The organism is Halobacillus kuroshimensis DSM 18393 (assembly GCF_000425705.1).
GTDB classification, from domain to species: Bacteria; Bacillota; Bacilli; order Bacillales; family Halobacillaceae; genus Halobacillus; species Halobacillus kuroshimensis.
Genome location: NZ_AUDY01000009.1, coordinates 122,716 through 148,292 on the forward strand (window position 1 = coordinate 122,716; position 25,577 = coordinate 148,292).

Genomic DNA, 25,577 nt, shown 5'->3' on the forward strand with positions numbered 1-25,577 from the left:
GGGGCATTTATTTTGGTATCTACATATTCCAACATCGGCACGAGGAGTGTTCGGTGGTGAAGCCTGCGGGATCCACTTGGGCTGGTGATCTTCCTGCCCAAATGAGTGGAGGGTGTGCCCGCCGCAAGCATCCACCGTTAAGCGGAACGTGCCCTTCAACACGATCTACGACTTTCTTTAACTGGATAACACGGCCTTTTTACTGCGCCGCTTTTTCCTGATCCTCACCGGAAGGACGTTTCTTTTCCGGCGAAACTTCCTGCTTATCATTCTTCTCTCTCTGTTTCTTCGTTTCTTGTTTCCTGGCTGTTTCCGTTTCCTTTTCTTGATCTGTATCGGCATTTTTATAGCGCTGCTGCTGTCGGTATCCGTAGGTGGAGGACAGAACGACTTCTTCATTTTCAAGGGCTGAACCGAGCGCGCCGATAATGATGGATATGCTGGTAGCTGTCCAGGCAATGTAGAAATAATTATCGTAACCAACGGCGCCGGAAACTTCCGACTCCAACAACCCCATTGGGATGAAGACGACAACGGCAACCGAAAACATTACAAAAAGGATGGAGTAATATATGACGACGGTTACCCCAAGCGTCAGCAGCGTGGTCATATTGTACAGTTTCCGGAGGTAGGGGGCCCGATCTTTCCGTGGTTTTTCCCATAAATTGTGAGCAAGGATGATCCAGCCGACCATTAACGAAATGGACAGGATGGTAAGCAGAAGCATCCGCCATGAGCTGTAATTATTACTCAACCGCCATAACGTTGGGAACACAAGGGCGTAGGAACCGGTGGCAAAGGCGAAGATAATGACCTTCATAAAGGCGGGGAAAATCGCCCATGGGCGGTTGGCCCGCACCATGCCGGTCAATACCCTTAACGCACCACTGATCCGGGACTGGACGATGAACCGAACGTCCATATACGTATCCTCTTCATCCGGTGTTACCCGTTTAATGGGGGAAAATCGGTCTATTCCACGTTTCTCCACAAGCCGGCGTGAGCCTTTTTTCTTTAAATTTTCATGGTCGCCATCCTCTTTTGACTGCAGCCTCTCCTGCGCCTTTTCTCTGTCTTCTTCATCGCTTCCATAGTACATTTCATTGACGAGCTGCAGAATGGACTGCCGGACCCGTTTTAATAGAGGCGTGGATCCGAGCCCGGGGAGTGTAATGATGGCGATTTTGTCATTGGTTGATGCTTCAGCCATAATCGGCTTCCGATCATGAAAGAAAGGAAGATCGGTCAGACAGACGATATAATCCCAGTCTTCTTCTTCTTTCTTTTTTAAGCCGGCCTTGAATACTTCCTCCGGGTCTTCCGTGACGCCGGTCAAAGGATCGATTAGGGCTTCGACCTGCCATTCACAGTCGTCCTTCACGTAATATTTGAGCATGTCAGGAAGCTGCTCGCTGATTGTTTTACTGAGCTCCTTGGGATAACCAGGCGGTGTGACAATCCCAAGTGATCGCTGATGTTCACTCATATATGGTCATCTCCTGTTTGTAGGTTGGGTTTGTACACTATGAAATACCCTTTGGATCCGCTTCTTATGCAGGATTTTCCTATAAATTATATAAAAATAATAAATGAATCCTGCGTGCAGACAAATATTAAGGGCGAAAATGAAAATCCCGTGAACGAACGTCCACGGGAGACCGGTGTTGAGATAGTGATGATATGTAATGGCATAGGTATAAAAGGGGGATCTCCATAAAAGGTATACCCCTCCTTTTGGAGCATAAACATCCATTTTTCATATAGGAACATAATGGAGAGATTGAATGAACATGCACTTAACTTTTTTCAAACGCACGCCATCCAATCATCGTAAGTTTAACGATTACGCCAATGGCTGTGAATACGAGGAGAGAATAAAAAGATTTCCAATGGATGTAATCATAAATATGAAGGACCCGGAGGATCCCCTCTCCGATATAAGCAGAAACGAAGGAAGCTGCGAGTAAAGCCGTCAAGTATCGTTTCCACGTTGAAAACCGCTGATAGATCCACATATATATGACGGGTAGAACAAGATAGGTGGAAACGAAAAAGGATGGAGACAGGGGAGTTGGACTGATGGGATAAGAAGTGACGACATATTGAATCAACACCGTATCCAGAACGGTCGTTATCACAACAACAAGAAAACCTGCGGTCAGGACTTCAAAAAGTCTCGACCGGTCTATGTAAAACCGCCACAACACTATACATCCGACGTTAACAGCAATCAGGATCCACCATTGATAAGAGAAGACATTTTCGCTGACCCAGTAGTCCCAATACTGGTCACGTAACTGCTCGCGTGTGGATGTTATTTCTTCCCATAAAACGTGATCCATAATGAATTCCCCTCTTTCGGCATTCCGGGTGTTTTACCTATAAGGTTTTCCAGAACGCCTATTTTAATGCTGGGAAAATTATCTATTGGAAAAAGTCCGTGTTACCCGGATAGAATTGACCGTAAGTGGTAATGGGGGCGCGTTCCGCTAGTCTGTGGGTGCTTGCCGCGGGGCCGCCCTCCGCTCACTTGGGCAGAAAGATCACCCGTCTAAGTGGATCTTCGGCCCGTGCTGATCCCGCAGCTGTCACTACCGAACGCTCCTCATGCCGACGTTGGAATATATAGGAGCGGAAAATAGGTGGTTCCTATGATAAATGAGAACGTTGAGCACAGCTTCGTAGACCTAATCGGACAGTATAGTCGCTCATTCAACGAGTTTTTTTCATTGATAAGAAAAGAATCAAATATGGTACCAGGAGGGGAGTGCATTAGAAGCTCCTCACACATGAAATTATGGTATAGTGACAGTATCTAAAAAAGGGTTACAAACGAAATGTTTCCTATAGAACAGGGGAGGGATCTCTATGAGTGCAGAAAATAAAGATCAGACGGTTGTGAAACCTTTCTTGAACCAATATTCCTGTCCCGTAGAAGGAACGGTTGACGTTATCGGCGGGAAATGGAAAAGTGTCATCATTTTTCATCTGCTGGATGGAACGAAGCGGTTCAATGAACTGAAAAGGCTGAACAGCGGCATTACTCAGCGGATGCTGACGCTGCAGTTGAGAGAACTGGAGGCAGACGGGATTGTGCACAGAGAAGTGTACCCGGTTGTTCCTCCGAAAGTAGAATATTCCTTGACGGATTTTGGATTCTCCTTGAAGTCGATCGTCGTCATGATGCGGGAGTGGGGGACGGAGAATATGGAGAAGGTCCTTTCCCACAGGGAATCGTATCAGGAAATGGAAAAGAGGAATGGATGAACATCCATTCCTCTTTTTGTATCCGTCACCTCAAGCCCATAAACCTGTTTTCACGGTCAAGAGCCGGCCGATCTGTTCAGATGTCTCCGCTAGATTGTCCCTGGCCGTATCCGGGGTTAAAGCGTCCTGTAAGGAGGACGGTCCTCTCATAATCGAAAAGCAGGCATCGATTCCTGCACCATGAAGTGTTTTTTCAACCGCTGTAATGTCCCCGGCAAGGGCGATGACGGCTCTGCCCTGCTGTTTAGCACGTTCCGCTATGCCGGATGGAGCTTTCCCCATGGAACTCTGAGCATCGAGTTTACCTTCTCCGGTAATGATGAGATCGGCTTCGGCTATGCGCTCATCCACCTTTACCTCGTCCAAAATGAACTGGACACCAGACTGCAGGGAAGATTGGAGAAATCCTGAAAAGGCGGCACCAAGCCCACCCGCCGCACCACTTCCTGCGATGTCCTGGAGATCCAAGCCCAGCTGTTTTTGTACGACCGCAGCGAAATGCTGCAGTCCTTCATCAAGGAGAGAGACCTCCTCTGGGGATGCCCCTTTCTGCGGAGCAAAAATGTGAGCGGACCCGTTCGGTCCATAGAGCGGATTTGAGACATCGCACATCGTCTGGATCACCGCATCATTCAACCGTGGATGGACATGGGTTGTATCGATGTGAGCCAGTCGTGATAATTGACCACCCCCGTCACCGATACTCCGGCCATCCGCGTCCAGAAACTGAAAACCGAGGGCGCGGAGCATCCCTGTGCCCCCATCGGTTACGGCACTTCCCCCCAGTCCGATGATCATGTCCCGGCATCCCTTTTCAAGAGCATCAACTATCAGCTCTCCGACGCCATAGGAGGTGGCGGATAAGGCATTTCTGTCTTCTTCATTGACCAGCGGAAGTCCACATGCTTCTGCCACTTCAATGACAGCAGTGGTGTCCTGATGGATGATACCATAAGCTGCTTTGACCGGGCGTCTGAGAGGGCCACAGACGGTTTTATAAACCACTCTTCCCCCCAAGGCAGACACAAGGGCATCAATAGTCCCTTCTCCTCCATCTGCGACAGGGATGGTAGCGACACGGAATGAGTCTGATGCGTTCAATAGTCCCTTTTTGACCGCTGCATTCGCTTGCCTCGAGGACAGGCTCCCTTTAAATGAATCCAAGGCTACTAAAATATTCATACATTTCCCTCCAACTAGATATAGTGAAAAACCGCCGTTTATGTCTGCTATAATAGATGCATCAAAAACGAGGTGAGCTGACATGAGATTTGAAGAACGTGTCCATAAATATGAATATAAGCTGAATGATACCGATGATCAGATCATCGACTACATCCTTCAATATAAAGAAGATATGACCGGCCAATCCATCCAGGTGCTCGCGTCACAGGCCTATACCGTGCCGAACACTATTACAAGACTTTCGAAAAAACTCGGCTACGACGGATTCTCCCACATGAAGAACAGTCTGAAAGTAGAGCTTGAGGAACCCTATGAAGTGCCGGATGATGATTCCTACTCCTTAATCCAGAAAACCTTTGAGATCCTTGATAAGGATCGGATGATGGAAGCGGCCCGCCAGCTGGCGGAGTCGAAACAGGTGCTCCTCTTCGGGCTGGGGGACTCTTCGGATCTTTGCGAAATGATGGCCAGGAACCTCCGGGTGGTCGGCAAGCCGACGAGCCATCACATTCACCGGCATGAAATCCTCCACAGTCTGGATCAGTCCAATCAGCAGAGCATCCTTTTCTTAATCAGTCTTTCCGGCGAAACCCCGCTTGTGCTGGAAGCGGCAGAAAAAGCTGTGGAAAAGAACATTCCTATTATCTCCTTGACTCATTTTACGAAGAACCCGCTGCAGGCGATGGCGTCCATCAACCTCTATTGTTATGCACCGAAAAAAACGAAAAACGGCTACAACATAACAGGGCGGACGCCGGTCATGGTTGTTTTAGAAACATTATCCCAGTATTTTTGGAAATATTACTGAAGTTGTTTCCGCATACACAAGAAAACGCTTTATCTATGAAATGGTGTGTAAAAATAAGAAGAATCCGTCTTCTTATTTTTTTTTTGCTAAGATAAAGCCAAGTGATGAAAACACTTACAAAGCGGAGGTGGAACAGAATGGAATTAAGGAAATTGACCTCACCCCATTTGATAAGTACGAAAATACATCTTGCTTCAAAGCAGGAAGCCATTGAGTATTTAGTCAAACAGCTGGACGAAGAGGGAAAGCTTCATTCCAAAGACGAGTTTTTGAAAGCGGTTCAGGACAGAGAGGAATTGTCACCGACCGGATTTGAAGGAGGCCTTGCGATTCCACACGGGAAGTCGACGGCTGTTAAGGAAGCGGCTTTCGCCGTTGCGACAATTGAAAAACCGCTGACGGACTGGGAAAGCATCGACCCTTCCAATCAGGTGGAGCTTGTTATCCTGTTAGCCATTCCTGACCAGGAAGCAGGATCCACGCACTTATCCTTATTATCTGAATTTGTTACCCGTTTATCAGACGATGCGTATAAACAGGGCCTTTTGCACGCTTCTTCAAGCGAAGAGCTTTTCGAACGCCTCGATGCCTTCGGGGAAGAGGAAGAGGAAAGGGCAGAACACCCTGCGGAAAGCCGCTTGATTCTTGCCGTTACAGCCTGTCCGGCCGGGATTGCCCATACGTATATGGCAGCGGAAGCCTTGATGAAGGCAGGGAAAGAGCTGGGATTTAAAGTCCTTGTAGAAAAGCAGGGAGCCAACGGAATTGAAGACCGCCACACGAAGGAGAACTTAAGAAAAGCAGATGCGGTCATTTTTGCCAACGATGTAGCTGTCAAAGACGAAGAGCGCTTCACGCATCTTCCGAAAGTGAAAACGTCGGTAGCCGCACCGCTTAGGGATGCCCGTGGAATTTTGGAAAAGGCGGAAGCAAAAGCCGCCGGTTATGTGAAGGATGAACAGCAGTCCGAAGCTGCGGCGGCTGACGATACGGATGAGGAACAGGACGGAAAAGGATTTAAAGCGGAAATCAAGGATTCCATCCTTACCGGGATTTCCTACATTATTCCGATTATCGTTGCCGGCGGTATGACACTTGCGGCGGCTGTTTTAATCTCTCAGGCTTTTGATCTGCAGACGCTCTATGATACGGAAGGTTCATGGCTCTGGATGCTCCGTCAGCTCGGTGGTGGCCTGCTTGGACAACTGATGGTGCCGATTCTGGCCGCCTATATGGCCTACTCGATTGCGGATAAACCGGCGCTTGGACCTGGTTTTGCTGCTGGTGTAGCTGCGAACTTGATCGGCTCCGGGTTTCTCGGCGGGATGCTCGGTGGTTTCCTGGCCGGTTTCTTCCTGAAATTCTTGAAAAGCAAAATCAAGCCGAAAGGTACGTTTGCCGGGTTCATCAGCTTCTGGGTCTATCCCGTACTTGGAACGCTTGTCGTCGGATCCATTATGCTGTTTGTCATCGGTGAACCACTGGCCTGGCTCAATAACGGGCTGATCAACTGGCTTGGAAGCTTGTCGGGAGCCAACGCGCTGATTCTTGGAGCGATCCTTGGAGCCATGGTTTCCTTTGATCTCGGCGGACCAGTCAACAAAGCCGCCTACACGTTCTGTATCGGAGCGATGGCGAGCGGTAACTTTATTCCGTATGCGGCCTTTGCTTCGGTCAAGATGGTATCCGCTTTTGCTGTCACTGGAGCTACGATTTTAGGGAAGAAATATTTCTCCCTGCAGGAACAGGAAATCGGAAAACAGACGTGGCTCCTCGGCCTTGCCGGCATTACGGAGGGAGCGATTCCATTTATGATCAACGACCCGCTCCGTGTCATTCCATCCCTTGTGGCCGGATCTGCGGTTACAGGAGCCATCGTCGCCTACTTCGACCTTGGATTGAATGTACCGGGCGCCGGCATCTTCTCCCTCGCTCTACTTCAGGGACAGCCGATTCTATTGGCCGCTTCTCTCTGGTTTGGCGCGGCTCTGCTCGGAGCGCTGATCTCTATGGTGCTGTTGATTTTGACAAGAAAAAGAAAGATTACGAAAGAAGCGGCTGCTGCCGCCTAATAAAGAAGTGCGAATGATTAAGGAGGATGTCGAAATGAAGCAGACCCACATTGTACCGCATATGCACTGGGACAGAGAATGGTATTTTACAACAGAGGAGTCCCGTATCCTCTTGGTGAACAATATGGAAGAAATTATGGAGAAGCTTGAGAACGATTCCGACTATCCGTATTATGTGCTCGATGGACAGACGTCCATTTTGGAAGATTACTTTGCTGTGAAGCCGGAAAATAAGGAGCGGGTCCGCAAGCTCGTCCAGGAAGGGAAGCTGATCATCGGGCCGTGGTATACGCAGACCGATGAAATGGTGGTCGGAGCTGAATCCATTGTCCGCAACCTGTTGTATGGCCATAAGGATTCAGAAGCATTCGGTGCCCCGATGAAAATCGGTTACCTGCCGGATTCGTTCGGTCAGTCGGCCCAGATGCCGCAGATTTTCAACGGTTTTGACATTCAATATTCGATTTTCTGGCGCGGCACATCCGAGCGTCACGGAACTGATAAAACAGAATTCCACTGGGAAAGTGAAGACGGATCAAGCGTCCTCGTCCAGCTTTTTCCGCTCGGATATGCCATCGGGAAATACCTGCCGGAGGAGGAAGAAGCACTCCAGAAGCGGATCGATAAGTATTTCAGTGTTCTGGACCGCGGGGCGACGACCGATCACATACTCCTTCCGAACGGACATGACCAGATGCCGATCCAGGAAAACATTCATACCATCATCGAAAAACTGCAGCGACTTTATCCTGACCGTGAATTTTTCTTAAGCCGTTTTGAGCACGTGTTTGAGGAGTTGGAGAAGAATGACGACCTGCCGTTGTTATCCGGAGAGTTTCTTGATGGAAAGTATATGCGTGTACACCGCAGCATCTACTCCACAAGAAATGATATTAAAGCAGCGAATACACGGGTGGAAAATAAGCTGACCAACGTGCTGGAGCCGCTGGCGTCCATAGCGTATTCGCTCGGGTTTGAATATCATCACGGGCTGATTGAACTGATTTGGAAGGAAATGATGAAAAACCATGCCCATGACAGTATCGGCTGCTGCTGCTCCGATAAGGTGCACAGGGAAATCGTTAACCGTCTGTTCCTTGCAGAGGAGAAAACGGATCAGCTGATTGAATTCTATAAGCGTAAAATTACGGATGCTGTCCAAGCGGAGCATGATGTCGTATCCGCCTTCAACTTCCTTCCTTATGAGCGCGAGGAAGTCATTACAGATAAAGTCGTGACAAAACTGGAATCCTTCGTCATGGAAGGTCACGACGGCCGGGAAGTTCCTTTTGAAGTCCTGGAGAAAAACGTTCTTGACCCAGGTCTCATTGACCGTCAGATTGTTCACTACGGCAACTATGATCCGTTTTATGAATACACTATCCAATGGAAGGACACGCTCCCACCCATGGGGTATAAAACGTATGAAGTGAAACCGGAAGAAGGGACGCTTGCTGCCGATGGTCTGAAGAAATCCGGAAAAACGGAGGTCGATACCGATTATTACCGGATTCAAGTGAACAGCAATGGTACACTCACGATTTATGACAAAATGAACAACGTCGAAATCCAAGATGTCCTGCTTTTGGAAAACGGCGGTGATGATGGAGATGAATATGACTACTCCCCGCTTGAGGATGAGACGTTGATCCATAGTCGTTCTATGGAAGCGGACATTCAAGTATATGAAAATGATTACAGCGCCAAGCTGGAAATCGCCTTAGAATTACCTGTACCCGCCAACTTGGAAAGCAGGAAAGCCGGAAAGATCGACAGCTTCGTATCTGTTCAATGGAACATTAACATTGCGAAGCATAAGCCTGTCATTGAGGTGAAGGCAGATATCAATAACCAGGCCGGTGATCACCGTCTCCGCGCCCTCATTCCAACACAGATTGCCTCAGCCTTCTCGTGGTCGGATAATCAGTTCGGCATGATCAAGCGCGATGTCGTCGACGGCGCGATGGATTATTGGGAAGAGGAAGACTGGGATGAACGCCCGGATTCCATTTATCCGATGCTCTCCTACGTCGGTTTGACCGATGATCAACGTGGAGTCACCTTACTTACGAACAGTGTTCGTGAATATGAAATCATCGGCGAGTCATTTGATACCATCGCAGTCACGCTGTTCAGAAGTGTGGGTGTTTTAGGAAAAGAGGAACTGGTGAGGCGTCCGGGACGTCCATCAGGAATTAAACTTCCAACACCGGATTCCCAGATGATCGGCCGCCTGCAGCTCGATTTTGCGCTTGTGCTTCATGAAGGATCACTTTCAGATGCTGGAGCAGGGAGAATCGCGAAAGAGTATACAACTCCTGTGGAGATTTATAATAGAATTCCTTACAATGCCATGAAGCTGAATGAATCCGGCCTCGAAACCCCGGGCTCCTATTCAGTGCTGAAGGAAGGGAATGAAGGAGCCGTTTTAAGTACGCTCAAAAAAGCAGAAGAGGAAGAACGTCTGCTGCTGCGCTTTTTCAATCCGAAAGAAGAGGAACAGGAAGCGGAATTTTATCTTTCCTCCAAACCGGAGAACATCCAGGAGGCGAAATTGAACGAAGTGCCTCAGGAAACGGTGCTGCACCATCAGGGAAGAGTCTCTCTACCCTTGAAGTCGAATCAGGTGAAATCTATCTTGTTTTAACACATCAAAAGCCCCGTCTTCGTGAAGACGGGGCTTTCTTATAGTTGATCAGGAACCGAAGTTCACAATCATATCATGGGTTTTCTGGATTTCTGCATCAGACATGAAAATCAGGTACATGCCGTTCACCATCTGCCCGTCTCCGGACATTTGGTAAGTGGACGTGTTTTTACGGGCGCTGCTGTAGTTCGTCGCCAGACGCCTCATATCAGAGAACTGCATGTTGGTACTCACATTATCTCCAAGCACATCCATCACATTACCGACCTTGTTCACCGCATCAAGGCTTGCTCCTTTATCAATAATTCCGGTGATAACCTCGCGCTGCCGCTCGTTACGGCCGAGGTCTCCATTTGGATCGTTTTTCCGCATCCGGACATAAGAAAGAGCTTCCTGTCCATCAAGCTCAAGCTCGCCTTCTTCAAAGGTGTAATTGCCGGACGTAAAGGTCATATCGTTCTGCACCGTTACTCCGTTGACCGCATCCACAACCTGGGATAGGCCTTCCATGTTCACACGAATATAATAGTCCAGGTCGATATCAAGGAAATTTTCCACCGTATTGACTGCCATGTCACTTCCGCCATAGGCGTAGGCGTGGTTGATCCTCGTCACGCGGCCGTCATTGGCAATTTCCGCCCGTGTATCACGGGGGATGCTGACCATCTGCATCTGGTCATTGTTCGGATCAAGCGTCATCACAATCATCGTATCGGAACGGCCGACATCATTTTCGCGTTCGTCGACGCCGAGCAGAAGGATGTTGATCGGGTCCTTATTATCTACTTTTGCTTTTGTTTCTTCATTATCAATGGAAGCCACACTCTCGTGTAAATCTTCATTCACTGTTGTGCGGACATCCTGCAGGATCATATATGCATAAACTCCTCCTGCGACAAGGATCAATGCCAGTGCAGCCAGGAGGATTCTCCAGCGTTTTTTCTTTCTGCGCTTTTTCTTCTTGGAACGTCTGCGCTCTTCCATACCCCCACCTCTTTCATTCAAACTACTTCTATTATACGATTTTTGTAGAACCTTGTAAAAATAATCCTGCATATTGTCTTGGGAAAAAAGTCATTCTGATCAGTCGTAGAAATTGGAAATTCATTTGTATAGAAGGAAAATGCTGTCGCATAACGAAATGGTACCGTGGGTCTTTATCTACCAACCAAAGGAGGATTTGATGTTAAAACGAGCCATTCATGTATCCAATACACTCATGCAGCGGTACCTTCCCGACCCCTTTCTTTTCGTCATTCTATTAACGATGGTGGTCTTCGGGTTTGGATTGATCTTTACACCAAGCACTCCTGTCCAGATGGTGCAGTACTGGGGAGAAGGATTTTGGAACCTTTTATCGTTCTCCATGCAGATGGTGCTCGTACTTGTCACCGGCTTTGTTCTGGCGAGCAGTCCGGTGTTTAAAAAGGCGCTCGGGCGACTGGCATCCACAGCCCGAACACCGGGACAGGCTGTTGTCATTGTGACGGTTGTTTCACTGGCAGCCAGCTGGATAAACTGGGGCTTCGGACTTGTCATAGGAGCCTTATTTGCAAGAGAGCTTGCCAAAAGGGTGGAACGGGTGGATTACCGGCTTTTAATTGCAAGCGCTTACTCTGGATTTCTTGTCTGGCACGGAGGACTGGCCGGTTCTATACCACTGACGATCGCCACACCTGATCATTTCACAGCAGATTCCATCGGCATCATTCCCGCTTCGGAAACGATATTTGCCGGATTCAACCTTGCGATTACTGCAGCTTTATTCATTGCTGTACCACTTTTGAACAGGAGAATGACACCAGCAGAGGAAGAAAGGTTTGTCATCGACCGCTCCCTGCTTGAGCAGCCTCGTCATCAGGAGGCAGCCGGTCTGGAGGCTGAAGTCATGACACCGGCCGTCCGCATGGAAAACAGCCGGGTTCTATCCATGATCATCGGAGGACTGGGCGTTGGATTTCTTGTGTACTATTTTGTTACGACCGGTTTTCAATTGAATCTGAACATCGTCAATTTTGCTTTCCTATTTATGGGGATTCTTTTCCACGGCACGCCAAGACACTTTTTAGACGCTGTGAGCGATGCGGTGAAAGGGGCGGGAGGCATTATCATCCAATTTCCCTTTTATGCAGGAATTATGGGGATGATGGTCGCCTCCGGTCTGGCTGCGCTTATGTCGGAAGCGTTTGTGTCCATCTCCACCCCCTTTACGTTTCCCTTCTTCGCCTTTTTAAGCGCAGGGATCGTCAACTTTTTCGTCCCGTCCGGTGGAGGGCAGTGGGCTGTACAGGCACCGATTATGCTGGATGCGGCCCAACACCTCGGAGTATCAATACCAAAAACAGCGATGGCAGTCGCCTGGGGAGACGCATGGACCAATATGATTCAACCCTTCTGGGCCCTGCCGGCACTGGCGATTGCCGGCACTGGCGATTGCCGGCTTGAAGGCGAAGGACATTATGGGCTTCTGTCTTATCATTCTTTTTGTAAGCGGTATCATAATTTCGCTCGGGTTACTGTTCCTTTAGTGAAGCTTTCACGTATGTTGTGGACGGTCACGTTCCGTTTATCGGTGAATGCTTGCCGCGGGCACGGCCTCAGCTAACTTGGTCAGGAAGAACACCTGCCCAAGTGGATCTTCGGCTCGCGCTGTTCCCGCAGGCGTCATCACCGAACACTTCACGTGACCCCGCCTAAGGATAATTGGAGAGAGGGATCTTCTGTTAAATGGAAGATCCCTCTTTATGCTTTAAAAATTCTAAAAAACGTCTGTAGATTGATACTGGCGACATCTGCTTTTTAGAATAGCTCTGTTAAAGTCTGTTGTTGATATTTTAAACGATTACTAAATCGTCTCCGTCTGGAATTAGGGGTCCGGTTCGTTGTTTACTCAGAGCATGGGATGGCAGGGAAAACCGTCCGCTTTCCGCGGGGAACGATGAGCCTCCTCGAACTTCGTTCTCCGGGGTCTCACCTTGTTCCTTTTTCCCGCAGGAGTCTACCTGTTTTCCCTGCCATCCCTTTCGTAGTAGTGGAACGGACTTCGGTTATATCATTTCTAACTACCCTTCTTTGAAGAGGCGGCCTTGGGAATGGCGAGACTCCTGTGGGATGAAGGTACATCGTGAGACCCCGGAAGGCGCAGCCTGAGGAGGCTCACGGTACCCCACGGAAAGGGAGTCATTCCCAAGGCCGCCTCATACAAATCCCATGACAGAAAGGGGTGATCTGAGCTCACATGTTAAATAACAACACCAAGCAATAACAGAGCCTTCAGAATAAGAATAACCCAACCTTGATACGAAACGGTTGGACGAGAGCCCATTTTGGTCCAGGAAGGAGCGCAGACCTTTCCACTCCTGCGGAAAAACGGACGGCCGAGACCCCGCAGGGTGGTTTCCCCGAGGAGGCTTGGACGTTCGTCCGCGGAAAGGGAATGATCGGAGCTTCTGGAGGCACTACAAAAACACAGGGGTTCTCAACAAACGGCTCTCTGCCGGAAAGGCAGAGAGCCGTTTGTTGATCTAAATCGAGTAAGTCCGGTGATCGGCCTGGACGAATCCGCCGGCAGTGAAGGAGACGACACGATTCCGCCCCAGCTGTTTCGCCTGATATAACGACTGATCGGTCAAATCGATGATCTCCTGCCGGTCTTCCGTTGTAGATGGATACGTGCTCGCCCCGATGGAAACCGTTATCGGAATATGTGATGTGGCGTTGATCCAGAAGGTATGGGACATCACTTCGCTCCGGATCCGTTCCGCAATGGCACAGGCACAGGAATTGGAGCAGTCCGGCAGAATGACGGAAAACTCTTCCCCACCGTTCCGGGAGACGATATCCGTACCTCTTGTATGTTCCTGAAGAAGCCTCCCGAGCTGTTTGAGTACCTGATCTCCAGCCGGATGACCATACGTATCATTCACATGCTTGAAGTGATCCACATCAATGATGAGAAGAGACAACTCCTTCTTTTTCTTCTCGCTTTCTTCAAGCTGCTGGTTCCAGTGGAAATCGAACTGCCTCACATTGTTCAACCCTGTCAGATGGTCGATGGAAGCTTTTTGCTCGTAGCTCTTAAAAAGAGAGTGGGACCGGTCGAGGTATTGAATGAGATAAATGATCCCCACACCGCCGAGACAGCTGATCACCCAATAGACAGGGAGCAGGGTTTCGAGAAGACTCCAATCCCTTACGATCACAGATAGCACAACAGAAAAGACGAGATTGGAATAAAAAATCATGTAAAACCCTGAAATATAGCGGGGCTGATGACTTTTTCTCATTCGATTAATCACGATGATACCGGCAAGGGTCACGATCATAAAAATAATGGCCGCCACGGATGAAAGATTGAATCCGTATAGGAAACGACCGGCAATAATGAGGATAGTACCGATAACGGCCGGCCGGACACCGCTGATTAACAGAATCATAAGGACGGGGACATGCCGCAGATCCACAATCGTCAAATCAGTCACCTGGATGGAATAATACATCATCAAGTTTCCCATAATGCCCGCCGCGACTCCGTCAATCAAGCAGATGGCCTTTAGCGGCAGGTGTTTTTCAAGGGAGTGCCATCTTAATTGGAGGTAGGAGAAAAATAAGGCGGTCAGGATGCAGATATTGACAAAAAAATCGGATACCATGGAACATCAACTCCCAGCTGTACAAAAATATATGAATGTTCGTTTAGTCGCATTACGTCGAATAATAAATGGTAATCTTACCTCTCATATTACCATGATATTCCTTTGTGGAGAGGGGTATCCACGTTAAATAGGTCTATACACCTATATGAAATCCGTGTAGAATTATGGTAAATAATATACAAGGGATCATTCGATGGAGGAGGCAGACTTATGAGAGAGAACTTAGATCACAAATGGCTGGATCTCGTTGGAAAAGCGATGGATGGACCGCGTTCCAAAGAGGAATTCCGCCGTTACCTGAATGAACAGAAAATCCTGAAGGCCGGACGTGCCCACGAAGAGAAGAATGCCAGACAAAGAAACGAGCATTTGACTTTAGTTACACGTGAGCAGTAGTTACCGAACGTTTAGTTACCATCCTTTATCTTGTAAAAACATGTGGATGACAGCTGTTCATCCTCCGAAAGGGAAACTAGATGAATACGAAACAAACCATTCTTGAAAATGCCCTGCAGTTTTTTGCTTCCTATGGGTATGATGGGGCATCGATGTCATTGATTGCCCGGGAGACACAGATTACAAAAGCGGGGATTTACAGTTATTTCAAAAACAAGGAAGACCTGTACATAGCTGTACTTGATCATTTGATTGCGTTTCACAAAGAGTACTGGATAAAGAAAAAACAACGTCTGAAATCGGCGTCGAACGAAAAAAGGTTGAAGGACAGCTTTATCTTTTCGATCCAGACAGCCGTCAAAGAACCCGCGCTGATCGCTTTCTGGCAGATGGCACAGATTTCTCCGCCACGGTCACTGGAGCAGGTAGTGACCGAAAAAATCTCAGCATCCAGAAACTTTTTACTCGCTTATTTCGAAGAGATGTTCGAGGCTGGAAAAGCTGCTGGTGAAATCGAGACGCCTCATTCGTCCCTGACACTGGCTCATTCGTTCTACTGCCTGATTGAAGGGGCTTCCTTAAAGCATGTGAATGCAAATTTCCCTGATTACGAAGGAACGCTTCTTACAATATTTGAATTGTTCTGGGACGGATTGGAAGCACGGGAAGCCGACGAATGGAAGATTGTCTGAACCGTACAAAATCCGACTGAAAAAAAGTGCCCAAACCTTCTGGAAGGTTTGGGCATTTCGTTTATGCGGCGCTTGTGTCTTTCTGTTTTTCACCGCCTCGTTTTTTTATGGCCAGTGCAAACGGAAGGGCCAGCAGGGCAAGAATGATACCAACCACGACCACGTTGGACTCTACGAGGTTGATCAAGTTGCCGAGGACGATCCCGACGACACCGAAGTCCCCGTCACCAAATGTTGTTCCCTGGAAGCCTAAGGTTCCGAGAACTGGGAGGAGCAGTGCAGGGAGGAAGCTGATCATGACACCGTTGGCCATCGATCCGAAGATAGCACCTTTTCGTCCGCCTGTCGCATTCCCGAACACGCCGGCGGCTGCTCCTGTAAAGAAGTGGGGAACGAGGCCGGGGACAATAACTTTCAACCCAAGAAGGGGAAGGAACAGCATACTGATCAATCCGGCGGCAAAGCTGAAGAGAAAACCGATGATGACAGCATTTCCCGCGAACGGGAAAATAGCGGGACAATCCAGCGCTGGTTTAGCATTCGGCACAATCTTGTCTGCGATACCTTTGAACGCCGGGACGATTTCTCCAAGCAGCATACGCACACCAGCAAGAATGATATAGACGCCGGCCGCGAATGTCAGTCCCTGCATGAAGGAGAATACAAGGAAGTTCTGACCACCGCTCAGCTCGGATTCAACAAAGCCGGGACCCGCCGCTCCAGCGACGACGAAAAAGAGGATAACCATCGTCAGAGAGACAGAGACAGAAGTATCTCTTAGGAAGCTGAGCGATTTGGGTACTTTGATTTCTTCTGTAGACCTTGATCCCTTACCGACCACTTTCCCAATCGAACCAGCGACAAGGTAGCCGATCGAACCGAAATGTCCGACAGCAAAATCATCAGATCCCGTGACCTTCCGCGTATAGGGCTGAAGCATTGCTGGGAATAACACCATGATCGCCCCGAGGATGATGGAACCGAGAAGGATCATGCCTGCACCGGAAAAGCCCCCGGTCGTCAAAATGACAGAGATGAGACAGGCCATGAACATAGTATGGTGCCCGGTTAAGAAGATATATTTAAAAGGACTGATGCGGGCCAGGATAATGTTGACGACCATCCCGAACAGCATAATCATAGCCGTTTCCGTACCGAAGCTTTCCTGGGCCAGCGCAACGATCGCTTCGTTGTTTGGGATGACCCCTTCGACAGCAAAGGCTTCATCAAACATGCTGCTGAAGTTCCCGAGAGACTGGACGAGTACGTTCGCCCCTGCTCCCAGGATGACAAATCCCATCACGGTCTTCAGCGTACCGGAGACAACATCCCCGGAATTTTTCTTTTGTACAAGGAGCCCGATAAGAGCGAATAATCCAACGAGGATGGCGGGGGTTCCCAAAATATCTTTCATGATCAAATCAACCATATAAGTCGCTCCTTTGTTTGATGGATTGGGTTAGGTTACAGGTTTTGTTCCAACGCGCTTCTCAACTCGTTCTTGTCCATCAGGTTCCGCAGTTTTACGACGTTCTTCTGCCCATCTTCCAGACTTTCTACAATATCCTCAGATCCGAGGAAGAGGTCGGCCTGCTCAGTTTTGGCCGTCGTCAAATCGGTGTGGGAGACTTCTGCTTCCTTCCCCATATCCTGAAGGGCTGATTTCACATTCATTTCAACTATCATACTGCTTCCAAGTCCATTTCCACATACAACTAATACTTTTTTCATTTGAATTCCTCCTCATAATTTTACACTTCTATAGTTTGGTTGATCAGATGAAGAATCTCTTCATTAGATGACGCTTCAATCATTCGATCAACGGCCTTTTCGTCCGAAAGCAGTTCCGTCAGCTGGGCCAGCGCTTTTAAATGGGTCTGATTATCAATGGCTGCGAGAATAATGATCAATTGCGCTTTATGCTTTTCCTTATCAGAAAAACTGACCGGTTCATTAAGCTTTAAAAGACTCATCCCGAGCTGCTCCACGCCACTTTCCGGACGGGCGTGAGGGATGGCGATCCTCGGGGCAATCACGATGTAAGGGCCCAGCTCTTTTACATTTGTAATCATAGCTTCAACGTAATCAGGGTGGATGGAAGCTTTGTCGATTAACGGCTGGGCAGCGGTGCGAATCGCTTCTTCCCAATCCGGAGCCTGTTCTTGAAGCTGAATCGTATCCTTCGTCAATAATTCGTTAAGCATCGGCTTTCTCAGCTCCTTTCTATCGGTATGAAGACTGTCCAACAGGATAGTAATCTCTTTTTGAAGCCGTTCCTGCTGATGGATGGTCGCATACTTTTGAATCGTTTCCATCAATGCGGCAGGCAGGCTTCTGTCTGCGGGTTCTGTTTCAAATTGTTGATTCATGATTTGGATGACTCGTTCTTTTTCAAAATTGTTCAAGATGGCCGGGACGTGGATCACCGGCACCTCGTCCGACTTCACATAATTGGTGGAGAATACCACATCGGTGTCATGCTTGTTTTTCTGGTACTCCCGTTTGGAAAGAATGGCAGTGATCCGCAGTCCGGCAATCAACTCTTCCAGCTGGGAACGAAGCATGTTGGACGTACCGATGCCGTTTTCACAGACGATAATGCCTCTGTACTTCGTTTCGACGGCTTTTTTTTCTTTGTTCAACCATCCCCCGAAATGAAGAGTGATATAAGCCGTTTCCTCCTCAGGCACGGGCCTGCCGATGAACAACTCCAGGTGCTTCATGACGCGTTTGGTCAGATGATAAAGGTCGGCATAGGTTTCCTGAATGTTTTGAGACAGCTCGTTGGTGACTTTGACACCATATTTAATCCGGTAATAGGCGGGTTTGATATGGGACAGCAGATTCTCTGCCAGTCCTTTTCTGTCATCAAAAACGACGAATGAGTATATTTGAAAATCCTCGATCATCTGATGGATCACTTGTCGCAGCCCTTCACTTTCCCTTTCTGAATACCGGCTGATGTCGTCGTGCTGCACTTTGGAACTAAGCAGGTTCATCGTCATAAAGCAGATTTCATCTTCCGGAAAAACCAAGGGCCAGACTTTTTCCAGTTCCTGCGAAAGAACGGAAGCGGAAATGTAGGCATCTGTCTGTTTTAAAACTTCCTTCTCTTCCGGCTGTACGTGGACGAATTGGTTCATGTCGATCCGTTTGACCATCATCAGCATCTGAAGGGCCAGCAGATCAGCCATTTCGTCTGTAAATGTAGCCCCGAGCTGTTCCTCGACAGCAAACAGGAGACGTTTGATGACCCGGCTGTTTTCACCGGGCGGGAGGAAAGAGGGCAGGGCCATGTGTTGAAGGTTGTTTTGAACCGTCACCCACTCGGGATGGGAATAGGCATCAACGACCAGGTTCAAGAGCATCAGCCTCTGTAAATCCTCCGGTCCATCAACCTGATAGCCTGCTCCTTTTTGGTAATGGAGCGTCAACCCAGTCTGGTCAAATTCCTGTTTGAGTGCTGCAATGGCTTTGGCAACCGTCCCTCTGCTCATATGGGTGAGGTCCATAAAGGTATTCATCGATGCATGTGGCTGTAAAAGAATGTTTGCTTTGATCAACAGGGTGCGTTCTTTTCTTGAAAGCTGGTAGTGCCAGCCGTCAAAATGAAGAGAAGCCCCTTCCAGGTGATGTCTGGATGATTCAGGCAAGCAGAGTCCTTCACCGTGTCGCGTCTCCAACAGATCCAGCTGCTGGCCGGCCAGCCAGTCGTTGATCTGCTCGACATCATAGTAAACGGTGCGTGGAGAGACATTCATTTGGAAAGCCAGATCTTGAACAGCGACAGGAGTTGTCGACTGATTCAGAATAGATATCAGGTGTGCACGCCTTTTATCTAAAACCATGGAGGGTCCCTCCTTTGTATTTCCAGGAATATTCCTGCAAGATTGTACGTTTTGATTGGGATGATCATCTTATGTTATGAGTATAGCCGTTTAATGACGGTTATGTAAGGGGTTTCAATGTTCATAGTTTGTCATACATAAATTTGCAAAAATATACGCGTGTGAAGTTGATGAGCGGTTCCTGTGAAAATTTGAATGTCGGCCATAGAAACGGGAGATATTTTCCATGGTGCTGCATATAGTGGTATAAGCTTTATAATGGAGGAATGGAAACGTGAGAAAGTGGCTGGGAACCCTCTTTGTTTTCCTAATCGTAGCTGGATGCGGCGCAGGATCTTCGCAGCGGGCCATCCAGGAACTGACATCCACGATGGAACATGAACTTCATATCGTTTACTTTTATGAACAGGAACGCCCCACAGAAAAGCTGGAGGCTCAGCTGACAGGGATGAAAGTGTTTCTGGCAAGAAAAAATATACCTGCTTCCATCAGCTACAGGAAGATCAAGGCTGATAAGGATTATGAAGAACTACTGGGAGTCAAAGACGGGCAGATCCTTGTTTTCGATTATAAAGGCATCCGCTTTAACGCCCGCAATATACATGTACTGGAAGGTATGATCTTACAGCTTTCCAACCCATAAGCAGACAGAGACTTAGAAAAGTCTCTTTTATTTTTCTGTTTTTTCCAAATTTAGAAAAACCTCTTCCGTGTTATCCATGGATATGCTACCTTATACATAATAGATAATTGGAAGCGTTACCATTGAAGGTGGACCAGAAATGAACTTCTGGAAAATCAGGAGACAGTGATGGAGGAGGATGAATCATGATCGATGTATCGACCTGTCAAAAGACGACATTTAAAGGGCTGAAAGCGGTTGTACTGGAGAATGAGTATGTACGCTCTGTCATCCTTCCTGACTACGGAGGAAAGATGGTCAGTTTTTATGACAAGACCATTCAATATGAGTGGCTGTATCAGGCCAAGGAAGAGTCCCTCCGGATACCGCCGTACGGCGCGGATTTTTCGGCGTATGATTCCAGTGGGTTTGATGAAATGTTCCCCGGTATCGATCAGGGGCCGCATCCTGTAACGATGGACGAAATTCCCGACCACGGGGAAGTATGGGCCATGCCTTGGACGTGGAAGGCCACCTGTGATGGAATGGAATTGACGGTGGAAAGTGATCGTTTTCCGTATCGATTGATGAAACGTGTCAAGCTTGGAAAGAACGATGTGGAAATCACCTACAAGGCAGTCAATAAGGGATCGGTTCCATTTCCTTTTATATGGACACCGCATGCGCTTTTGAACTATAACGACCAGACGGAAATCCAAGTACCGGAAGCGATGAAGGAAGTGATGAGTGTAGAAGCTTCCTCCACCCATTTAGGTGGCTGGGGCACAACGCACACCTATCCGGAAACCTCATCCGTTTCTACCGGGGAGCGGCTCGACCTGGCTAAGCTTGAGCCATTGGAGGAAGGCACGGCTGAAAAGTTTTATTTTACAAAGCCTCTCAGTGAAGGTTGGTGCGCCCTTGTACAGCCGGACCTTGGAAGAAAATTGACTTACCATTTCCCTGAAGAAAAAGTCCCTTACCTTGGCGTATGGAAAACCCGCGGGGGCTATAGAGGCGAGCATAACATCGCCCTTGAACCGTGCACCGGTGTATATGATGATGTGTATGTAGCGGACAAAATCGGCCGGGCATCCTACATTCCCGCAAACGGCTCCTACACATGGAAGTTTAAGATGGAAACAGGCAGCAGTTTTTAACAAAGATGAGAAACCTACGAATCATTACAATCCTGGAATGTCAGGAATGAATGGGAGCCAGCATGTGGTCTCTGGTCACGTTCCGCTTATCGGTGGATGCTTGCCGCGGGCACGGCCTCAGCTAACTTGGGCAGGAAAACCACCTGTCCAAGTGGATCTTCGGCTCGTGCTGTTCCCGCAGGCGTCACCACCGAACGCTCCTCGTGACCTTCCCTGATGATGCTCTATAAAAGGAAGATTTTCTGTTTAACAGAAGATCTTCCTTTTTTATGTCCAAATCATAGAAAAAAGCATGTGCCTTCTCTTTATCAATCTGTATGACGAAACCAAAAGACGTACAACTCATATTCGATTGTCTGCTCGGGTGCTGTCCATGTCCTGAATCCTTCTCCCCTTATCCAACAGATAAAAGAATGGTCGGAACTTCTGGAGGGGGCTGGAAAGCAGGAGGTTTTATAATTTGTTGAGACTCCGACCATTCATCGGACTTTTTTTTGTGTAAAAGATAAAACAGCAAAAAAGTGCAGAATTATGAGGTTTTTTGGAAATTCATGGTGGCGGGATAGTAAGGTCAAGGCTTCTCCCAGCTCGAAACTGTTATAAAGCTTCTCCTATTGTAAGCAAAAAAAGACAGAAAACGGCAGAATTTTTACCATTGAAACGCTTTCAGGAAGACCGCTAATATAGGAATTACATAAAAAAGCGCATACATACATTTGGTTCCGCTTACACAAAGGAGAGGCATCTATGAATGCATTTACAGTCGTATCATTCTTATTTTTTACAGGTTTCGTTGCTCTCGTAGCCTGGTGGTTTACTAGAAAGGAAAAACTCGATACACAGGACGGCTATTTCCTTGGCGGGCGTAATTTGAGCGCCTGGGTCATTGCTGGTTCCCTGATGCTCACGAACCTATCAACCGAGCAGCTGGTCGGCCTGAACGCGCAGGGCTATTCTGATACCATTGCCGTCATGGGCTGGGAAGTCGGATCGGCCATTTCACTGGTCATTGTAGCTTTCTTCCTGCTGCCTCGCTATATGAAAGGCGGCATCACGACGATTCCCGATTTTCTGGAGGATCGTTATGATTTTAATACAAAACAGATTGTGACGATTCTTTTCTTGTTCGGATATGTATTCAACCTTCTGCCTCCCATTCTTTATTCCGGAGCTGTAGCGATCAATGGTTTGTTTGATATTCCAGGGGCTCTCGGTGTAAGCCGTACGGTCGGAATATGGATCACCGTCTTTGCTATTGGAATTGTCGGTTCGATCTACGCGGTTTTCGGAGGGTTGAAAGCGGTCGCCGTATCCGACACGATCAATGGTGTCGGTCTGTTGATCGGTGGTTTGATGATTCCTATTTTAGGTCTTTTCGCTCTTGGGGATGGGTCAATGACAAATGGTATCCAGACGATTGTTCAAGATTCTCCGGAAAAATTGAATTCAGTCGGCGGACCGGACAGCCCGGTACCATTTGGGACGATGTTTACAGGGATGCTGCTTGTGAACCTGTTCTATTGGGGTACGGCCCAGCACATCATGCAGCGGGCGATTGCTGCCAAAAACTTAAAAGAGGGCCAGAAGGGTGTTTTAATCGCTGCATTTCTGAAACTGCTCGGGCCGGTTTTCCTGATCGTACCCGGAATTATCGCCTTCAATATGTTCGGTCCGGGTCTTGAACCGACCGATGCCTACCCCCGCCTCGTCGCGGAAGTGCTTCCGGCACCACTTGTGGGCTTCTTTGCGGCAGTTTTGTTCGGAGCGATTCTATCCTCCTTCAACTCCGCCCTGAACTCTTCGGTCACCTTGATTGCCTTGAACATTTACAAGCCGTATTTCAACCCGGATGCCCCGGATAAGGTAGTCGTAAGAAAAGGGAAATTTGTCGGTATCATTCTTGCTGTATTTGCGATGTGTATCGCCCCGCTTATCGATAAAGTGCCACAGGGATTTTTCCAATACCTGCAGATCGTCAACGGGTTTTATAACGTACCGATCTTTACCATTCTCATTGTCGGGTATTTAACGAAACGGGTGCCGTCCATTGCAGCGAAGATTTCATTGTTCGTCTTTATTTCCATCTACGCAACGACCCAGCTGGTCTGGGATACAGGACTTCACTTCCTGCACATTCTCGGAATCTTGTTTGTTCTTTGTACTGGATTGATGCTTCTGATCGGGAAGCTTCGTCCGAGGGATACCGACTTTGTACTGGAAGAAAAAGCGAAAGTGGATATGACGCCGTGGAAGCTCGTCTATCCTGTCGGTCTGGCCGCAACAGCCGCAATGGTCGTCATCTACCTGCTGCTCTCCCCAATCGGCATCCTATCCTGACTGATGTTCCCGCCTTCTTTTTGATATAATGAGAGTATTGTCAAAAGGAGTGAAAGGCGGGAAAAAGAATGGGAAAAGCCAGTCAGCCGATTGAGTCTTTTTATCATAAAGTGTACGAAAACCTGGATGCGTTCCATGAAGAAGCGCAGGAGCTTCAACGAGAAGAGTCCGGTGGAGATCCAGTGGATGACGAAAAGCTGGAGCGGACAGAATTTGCGCTGCAGCTGGCCAAGGATGTCCTCGAAAACTTCGTCGACGATGGCAAGAGCATGACCATCAACTACGATAAACGTTCGGTCACCATTGAAGTACCAAAACGCTGAAAAAGAGCTTGTCGAGAAACTCCGTGTTCCTCGACAAGCTCTTTTTATGTGTTCAGGGTTCCCTGCCATTTCCTTCACCCACAAATGTCTATTTTTCTTTGGAACTTGCAAAAAAAGAAGTGACAGGTTGTTACTTTTCAGGGCCGGAATGCTTCTGCTTTAGTGGCTCTTCCTTAACTCAGCTACCTTTAAGTCTTTTAAAATCACCTTTTGGTGAGGTCACGAGGAGCGTTCGGTGGTGACGCCTGCGGGAACAGCGCGAGCCGAAGATCCACTTGGACAGGTGGTTTTCCTGTCCAAGTTAGCTGAGGCCGTGCCCGCGGCAAGCATCCACCGATAAGCGGAGCGTGACCTCAAGAAAGATGTTCCGACCATTCCACTCCTGCGGAAAAACGGGCGGCCGAGACCCCGCAGGGCGTTCTCCCCGAGGAGGCTTGGACGTTCGTCCGCGGAAAGGGGATGGTCGGAGCTTCTGGAGGCGCTGGTTAAACATAGAGCTGCTATAAACATAAGAAAGGACTGCCCTGACCGGGACAGTCCTTTCTTATGTCTGATTCTACTGTTACAAATGTTTATGAGATTCGCGGAATCTGCCGGGAGTGATGCCGGCCTGCTTTTTAAAAACCTTCGTAAAATAGTTGGCATTTTTATAGCCGGCAAGGACGGCGATTTCCTCAGCCGAGTATTTCGTATTCGCCAGCAGTTCCTTCGATTTGTTGATCCGGATGGACGTTAAGTACTGAATCGGCGTCTGACCGGTGGCGGCTTTGAACTGCCTCGTGAAATGATAGCGCGACATGCCGGAGGCTTCCGCCATATCATCCGGGCTGATTTCCTCGGTGTAGTGGTTTTTGGCATACATGCTTGCGGCGATGATGGCATCCGGCCACTGGACGAGTCCTTTTTCCAAGGTGGAACAGTAATGAAACAGCTCCATCGTGAATTGATAGGCGTAGCCGGAGGCCTGGTGGGCGTTGGCGATTTCTTTATTGGCCGCTGATTCGAGCAGCTGGTGGACGTAGGAAACGGGCGGCGCATCAGGCGGCATGTGGAGGATCGCCCCGACATTCTCCTGAATCTGGTTCCAGTAGGACTCCACCACATTTCCATACAGCGTCAAAAACATGAATTCCCATTTATCACTGTGATCGGGGAGATAATACCGGTAGTCCCCGGGGATGTTTACGATGAACGCCTGTCCCGGCGTCAGCTCATAGGTTGTTCCTTCAATATCGATGGCTCCTTTTCCTGCGGTCGTGTACTGGAAGATATACTTCCCGCGGTCGCGCCGGTTCGTTCCATCCCAGTCATACAGCGTTGTTGTCTGTTCGTCCCAGCCGAGCGACCAGATTTGGGCAAGCTGCTGCAATTCCGGGTCGGAAAACCGGTAGCCGTAGGAGCCGTGTGTCAAAGAAGAAGGTGTCAAAGCAATTCTCCTTTCCTGGAAAAGCAAATATAAGCAGGATTTCATAATGGTTGATTTTCTAATTTCCCTCCATATCATAACAGCTAACCTGATCTGGTGGAATATTGATAAGCAAAAATGTGCAGAATGCGTCTTTTTA

The 25,577-nt window shown here is 48.3% G+C and carries 19 protein-coding genes and 1 pseudogene; 11 read left to right on the plus strand and 9 right to left on the minus strand.

Features of this window, described 5'->3' with window-relative positions:
• Positions 1-199: 199 nt before the first annotated feature.
• Entirely contained in the window at positions 200-1,486 is a 1,287-nt protein-coding gene (locus tag H615_RS0108675) for a hypothetical protein (RefSeq protein WP_027954786.1), read from the minus strand.
• A 310-nt stretch (positions 1,487-1,796) separates the two neighbouring features.
• Positions 1,797-2,342: a CBO0543 family protein gene (locus H615_RS0108685; protein ID WP_027954788.1), complete on the minus strand. Its 546-nt coding sequence runs from the start codon at positions 2,340-2,342 to the stop codon at positions 1,797-1,799.
• 526 nt (positions 2,343-2,868) lie between these two features.
• On the opposite strand from H615_RS0108685, the gene H615_RS0108690 reads away from it, so the two are divergent.
• Positions 2,869-3,267 carry a winged helix-turn-helix transcriptional regulator gene (locus tag H615_RS0108690; protein ID WP_027954789.1) on the plus strand — a complete coding sequence of 133 codons (399 nt, stop codon included), beginning with the start codon at positions 2,869-2,871 and terminating at the stop codon, positions 3,265-3,267.
• A 30-nt stretch (positions 3,268-3,297) separates the two neighbouring features.
• Here H615_RS0108690 and H615_RS0108695 read toward each other — a convergent pair whose 3' ends face one another.
• On the minus strand, positions 3,298-4,449 hold the full coding sequence (locus H615_RS0108695; RefSeq protein ID WP_027954790.1) for a glycerate kinase family protein: 1,152 nt from the start codon (positions 4,447-4,449) through the stop codon (positions 3,298-3,300).
• An 82-nt stretch (positions 4,450-4,531) separates the two neighbouring features.
• On the opposite strand from H615_RS0108695, the gene H615_RS0108700 reads away from it, so the two are divergent.
• The 3 genes from H615_RS0108700 to mngB all read left to right on the plus strand — a co-directional run bounded on the left by H615_RS0108700 (position 4,532) and on the right by mngB (position 9,979).
• Positions 4,532-5,260 (plus strand): MurR/RpiR family transcriptional regulator, encoded by a 729-nt coding sequence (locus H615_RS0108700; protein WP_027954791.1) that lies wholly within the window; start codon positions 4,532-4,534, stop codon positions 5,258-5,260.
• Positions 5,261-5,397: 137 nt separating this feature from the next.
• A complete protein-coding gene (mngA, locus tag H615_RS0108705; protein ID WP_027954792.1) occupies positions 5,398-7,332 on the plus strand; it encodes a PTS 2-O-a-mannosyl-D-glycerate transporter subunit IIABC in 1,935 nt (644 codons plus the stop codon).
• A gap of 34 nt (positions 7,333-7,366) precedes the next feature.
• A complete protein-coding gene (gene mngB / locus H615_RS0108710) occupies positions 7,367-9,979 on the plus strand; it encodes a mannosylglycerate hydrolase (protein ID WP_027954793.1) in 2,613 nt (870 codons plus the stop codon).
• Positions 9,980-10,027: 48 nt separating this feature from the next.
• On the opposite strand, the gene H615_RS0108715 is transcribed toward mngB, so the two are convergent.
• Positions 10,028-10,963, minus strand: coding sequence for an LCP family glycopolymer transferase (locus tag H615_RS0108715; protein ID WP_027954794.1), 936 nt, complete (start codon positions 10,961-10,963; stop codon positions 10,028-10,030).
• A gap of 199 nt (positions 10,964-11,162) precedes the next feature.
• Between H615_RS0108715 and H615_RS21070 the strand changes: the two are divergent.
• Positions 11,163-12,507, plus strand: a pseudogene (locus H615_RS21070) (short-chain fatty acid transporter).
• A gap of 996 nt (positions 12,508-13,503) precedes the next feature.
• Here H615_RS21070 and H615_RS0108725 read toward each other — a convergent pair.
• Positions 13,504-14,631, minus strand: a complete 1,128-nt coding sequence (locus tag H615_RS0108725) for a GGDEF domain-containing protein (RefSeq protein WP_027954795.1) — start codon at positions 14,629-14,631, stop codon at positions 13,504-13,506.
• A 213-nt stretch (positions 14,632-14,844) separates the two neighbouring features.
• Between H615_RS0108725 and H615_RS0108730 the strand changes: the two genes are divergently transcribed.
• Positions 14,845-15,030 carry a hypothetical protein gene (locus H615_RS0108730; RefSeq protein ID WP_027954796.1) on the plus strand — a complete coding sequence of 62 codons (186 nt, stop codon included), beginning with the start codon at positions 14,845-14,847 and terminating at the stop codon, positions 15,028-15,030.
• An 80-nt stretch (positions 15,031-15,110) separates the two neighbouring features.
• The gene (locus H615_RS21800) at positions 15,111-15,722 is read left to right on the plus strand and encodes a TetR/AcrR family transcriptional regulator (protein ID WP_027954797.1); all 612 of its coding nucleotides are present in this window, start codon (positions 15,111-15,113) and stop codon (positions 15,720-15,722) included.
• 61 nt (positions 15,723-15,783) lie between these two features.
• On the opposite strand, the gene H615_RS0108740 is transcribed toward H615_RS21800, so the two are convergent.
• Genes H615_RS0108740 through H615_RS0108750 form a run of 3 tightly spaced genes read right to left on the minus strand, consistent with a single transcriptional unit; the run spans position 15,784 to position 19,570 of the window.
• Positions 15,784-17,151, minus strand: a complete 1,368-nt coding sequence (locus H615_RS0108740) for a PTS ascorbate transporter subunit IIC (protein WP_027954798.1) — start codon at positions 17,149-17,151, stop codon at positions 15,784-15,786.
• 35 nt (positions 17,152-17,186) lie between these two features.
• Entirely contained in the window at positions 17,187-17,453 is a 267-nt protein-coding gene (locus H615_RS0108745) for a PTS sugar transporter subunit IIB (protein ID WP_027954799.1), read from the minus strand.
• A gap of 20 nt (positions 17,454-17,473) precedes the next feature.
• Positions 17,474-19,570, minus strand: a complete 2,097-nt coding sequence (locus H615_RS0108750) for a BglG family transcription antiterminator (RefSeq protein WP_027954800.1) — start codon at positions 19,568-19,570, stop codon at positions 17,474-17,476.
• Between the two features lie 274 nt (positions 19,571-19,844).
• Between H615_RS0108750 and H615_RS0108755 the strand changes: the two genes are divergently transcribed.
• The 4 genes from H615_RS0108755 to H615_RS0108770 all read left to right on the plus strand — a co-directional run bounded on the left by H615_RS0108755 (position 19,845) and on the right by H615_RS0108770 (position 24,012).
• A complete protein-coding gene (locus tag H615_RS0108755; protein ID WP_027954801.1) occupies positions 19,845-20,213 on the plus strand; it encodes a hypothetical protein in 369 nt (122 codons plus the stop codon).
• A 185-nt stretch (positions 20,214-20,398) separates the two neighbouring features.
• Positions 20,399-21,352, plus strand: coding sequence for an aldose epimerase family protein (locus H615_RS0108760; RefSeq protein ID WP_027954802.1), 954 nt, complete (start codon positions 20,399-20,401; stop codon positions 21,350-21,352).
• A 747-nt stretch (positions 21,353-22,099) separates the two neighbouring features.
• Positions 22,100-23,689, plus strand: a complete 1,590-nt coding sequence (locus tag H615_RS0108765; protein WP_027954803.1) for a solute:sodium symporter family transporter — start codon at positions 22,100-22,102, stop codon at positions 23,687-23,689.
• Between the two features lie 68 nt (positions 23,690-23,757).
• Positions 23,758-24,012, plus strand: coding sequence for a hypothetical protein (locus tag H615_RS0108770; protein WP_027954804.1), 255 nt, complete (start codon positions 23,758-23,760; stop codon positions 24,010-24,012).
• A gap of 562 nt (positions 24,013-24,574) precedes the next feature.
• Here the strand turns inward: H615_RS0108770 and H615_RS0108775 are convergent.
• Positions 24,575-25,438 carry an AraC family transcriptional regulator gene (locus H615_RS0108775; protein WP_027954805.1) on the minus strand — a complete coding sequence of 288 codons (864 nt, stop codon included), beginning with the start codon at positions 25,436-25,438 and terminating at the stop codon, positions 24,575-24,577.
• Positions 25,439-25,577 lie beyond the last annotated feature (139 nt).

Bases quoted from the DNA above. Each gene is read 5' to 3' on its own strand.
- H615_RS0108675 (WP_027954786.1), bottom strand. From the start codon at position 1,486: ATGAGTGAACATCAGCGATCACTTGGGATTGTCACACCGCCTGGTTAT.
- H615_RS0108685 (WP_027954788.1), bottom strand. From the start codon at position 2,342: ATGGATCACGTTTTATGGGAAGAAATAACATCCACACGCGAGCAGTTA.
- H615_RS0108690 (WP_027954789.1), top strand. From the start codon at position 2,869: ATGAGTGCAGAAAATAAAGATCAGACGGTTGTGAAACCTTTCTTGAAC.
- H615_RS0108695 (WP_027954790.1), bottom strand. From the start codon at position 4,449: ATGAATATTTTAGTAGCCTTGGATTCATTTAAAGGGAGCCTGTCCTCG.
- H615_RS0108700 (WP_027954791.1), top strand. From the start codon at position 4,532: ATGAGATTTGAAGAACGTGTCCATAAATATGAATATAAGCTGAATGAT.
- mngA (WP_027954792.1), top strand. From the start codon at position 5,398: ATGGAATTAAGGAAATTGACCTCACCCCATTTGATAAGTACGAAAATA.
- mngB (WP_027954793.1), top strand. From the start codon at position 7,367: ATGAAGCAGACCCACATTGTACCGCATATGCACTGGGACAGAGAATGG.
- H615_RS0108715 (WP_027954794.1), bottom strand. From the start codon at position 10,963: ATGGAAGAGCGCAGACGTTCCAAGAAGAAAAAGCGCAGAAAGAAAAAA.
- H615_RS0108725 (WP_027954795.1), bottom strand. From the start codon at position 14,631: ATGGTATCCGATTTTTTTGTCAATATCTGCATCCTGACCGCCTTATTT.
- H615_RS0108730 (WP_027954796.1), top strand. From the start codon at position 14,845: ATGAGAGAGAACTTAGATCACAAATGGCTGGATCTCGTTGGAAAAGCG.
- H615_RS21800 (WP_027954797.1), top strand. From the start codon at position 15,111: ATGAATACGAAACAAACCATTCTTGAAAATGCCCTGCAGTTTTTTGCT.
- H615_RS0108740 (WP_027954798.1), bottom strand. From the start codon at position 17,151: ATGGTTGATTTGATCATGAAAGATATTTTGGGAACCCCCGCCATCCTC.
- H615_RS0108745 (WP_027954799.1), bottom strand. From the start codon at position 17,453: ATGAAAAAAGTATTAGTTGTATGTGGAAATGGACTTGGAAGCAGTATG.
- H615_RS0108750 (WP_027954800.1), bottom strand. From the start codon at position 19,570: ATGGTTTTAGATAAAAGGCGTGCACACCTGATATCTATTCTGAATCAG.
- H615_RS0108760 (WP_027954802.1), top strand. From the start codon at position 20,399: ATGATCGATGTATCGACCTGTCAAAAGACGACATTTAAAGGGCTGAAA.
- H615_RS0108765 (WP_027954803.1), top strand. From the start codon at position 22,100: ATGAATGCATTTACAGTCGTATCATTCTTATTTTTTACAGGTTTCGTT.
- H615_RS0108770 (WP_027954804.1), top strand. From the start codon at position 23,758: ATGGGAAAAGCCAGTCAGCCGATTGAGTCTTTTTATCATAAAGTGTAC.